The organism is Microbulbifer epialgicus (assembly GCF_041447265.1).
Taxonomy (GTDB): Bacteria; Pseudomonadota; Gammaproteobacteria; order Pseudomonadales; family Cellvibrionaceae; genus Microbulbifer; species Microbulbifer epialgicus.
In genome coordinates this window covers 1-1,805 of the sequence record NZ_JBGMEK010000211.1, presented here as the reverse complement: position 1 = coordinate 1,805, position 1,805 = coordinate 1, and the positions used below count along the sequence as shown (strand labels likewise).

Below are 1,805 nucleotides of genomic sequence, written 5' to 3'. Positions count from 1 at the left end.
TCTGGAACTGTCAAACTATGCGTGCCTCCCCAGCAAAGCTGGGGGGTCTCCCATTTTTACTAGTGACGGCCAACATACACAAATAGGCACATCTAATGGAAATCGACAAGATGAGAATAATAGAACATTCTGGATAACCAGCTGGACTTGACCACAACAAATCTTATCTGCTTAGCGATGACCATGGGGGTAATTTTCGGTCAGTCGCAATTGTAGAAATTAGTGGCGCAGGCGGAATACGATTTGAGCTAAATACCTGAAGGAAGTAAAATATTTAATCGCCGGCATATAGTAGCTCAGACTTGATCTGACAGCTAGCAGTTTTTCAGAAGTTGCTTTGTCAAGTCAAGTTCAGTTTTCGAACTCTCCCCTCCAGGGCCGTTGGAAGCCCTTCCTTTTACTGAAAAGAGGGAAGGAAAAAATTCACTGCGCTCGGGACCGCATGAGGCATGAATGCCAATTACGAGCTTACAGGGATGTATTCACAGCGCGTCGCAAGTGCAGTGTATTCTTTCCTTCTGACCCAGTAGTAAGTCCAAGAAGCAGCCAACTGACACTATTATTATTTAATCCCCCAAAGCTGTGCTATACATAACTATAATAAAGCTGTCATTTAGAGCCAAAATGAGGCTTGACGACTAGCAGTTTAGTGCTAGAGTCACTCAAACTATTTTATTGTATATACCCCAACTAACGGTCAATTTATGATTTATTTGTTTATGCATGCCACCGTTAAAGACTTTGACAAATGGAATCAGGTTCTAGCAGATTTCGAGCCAAAACTAAAGAATATGGGAGCTACTGCCACTTCAGTCTATCGTGAGGTAAATAATCCTAATGATGTGACTGTTATTCATGAGTTCCCCTCCAAGGAACAAGCCAAAGCGTTTGTCACCAGCTCCGAGCTTCATGAAGCGAGGAAACAATCTCACGTAATTGGCAACCCCAAGGTTTGGTATACTGAAAAGCAATAATAAAAAACAAGACTGCTAGCTAGAGACTCTAAAGTTAACCAATAAGAATAAAATCAATTTAATTAAACCAATAAAACACTCTGCAATTCCAGGGACATGGATATTGGGTGCACAGCCATCTACAGGTTCAATTTCAAACCAGGTTAGCGGCCCTATATTACTCTAGAGACTATCCCCCAAGCGCAGCCGCCTCCTTATAAATTCGTACATCCTGATTAGTCTTATCAACATGTTTGTTGAAAAGTTTGAGGCCCGCCCCAGACAAGTAGTCAGCAGCCGGAAGATCCAACCTGAATGGGTCTATTGCTTTTCCATCTTTATGAATTTCATAGTGCAGATGCCGACCTTGGACCCTGCCTGTAGCCCCCAAGAAGCCTATCACCTGACCCTGTTCTACTTTCACACCAGATTTAATGCCTTTGGCATAATCGTTTAGGTGAGCATATATAGTTTGAACGCCTGATTTATGGCCAATTCGAATATAATTTCCAAAGCTGCCAAAGTAAGAAGCCCTCTCTACTATGCCATCTCCAGCGGCAAGGATAGGGGTTCCCAATGGAGCACCGAAATCCAATCCTTTATGCATTCGTGTATAACCCAGAACTGGGTGTTTACGTCTACCGTAATATGAAGATAAACGTGCATTCTTGAGCGGGGTTTTCATTAGAAAACTCCTGGAATTTTTCCCATTAGGGTGGAAGTAATCAACCCTTCCAGATTTATCACCTTGATATCTGTAAAGACTAGAGTTTAGAGCGAGCCAGACCACCAGCAGCTTCTTTTTTGCCGCTGGAGCCCTAGCCCGATTACAACCAATTGTTTAAAAACTCC

2 protein-coding genes are annotated in these 1,805 nt (G+C 42.8%); one reads left to right on the top strand and one right to left on the bottom strand.

Features of this window, described 5'->3' with window-relative positions:
- The first annotated feature begins 704 nt into the window (after positions 1-704).
- Entirely contained in the window at positions 705-974 is a 270-nt protein-coding gene (locus tag ACCI49_RS24550; protein WP_371841887.1) for a DUF1330 domain-containing protein, read from the top strand.
- Between the two features lie 169 nt (positions 975-1,143).
- On the opposite strand, the gene ACCI49_RS24545 is transcribed toward ACCI49_RS24550, so the two are convergent.
- Positions 1,144-1,638 (bottom strand): M23 family metallopeptidase, encoded by a 495-nt coding sequence (locus ACCI49_RS24545; RefSeq protein ID WP_371841886.1) that lies wholly within the window; start codon positions 1,636-1,638, stop codon positions 1,144-1,146.
- Positions 1,639-1,805 lie beyond the last annotated feature (167 nt).

What these genes read in the sequence shown, in the direction of transcription:
- ACCI49_RS24550 (WP_371841887.1), top strand. Translation starts at nt 705, where the DNA reads ATGATTTATTTGTTTATGCATGCCACCGTTAAAGACTTTGACAAATGG.
- ACCI49_RS24545 (WP_371841886.1), bottom strand. Translation starts at nt 1,638, where the DNA reads ATGAAAACCCCGCTCAAGAATGCACGTTTATCTTCATATTACGGTAGA.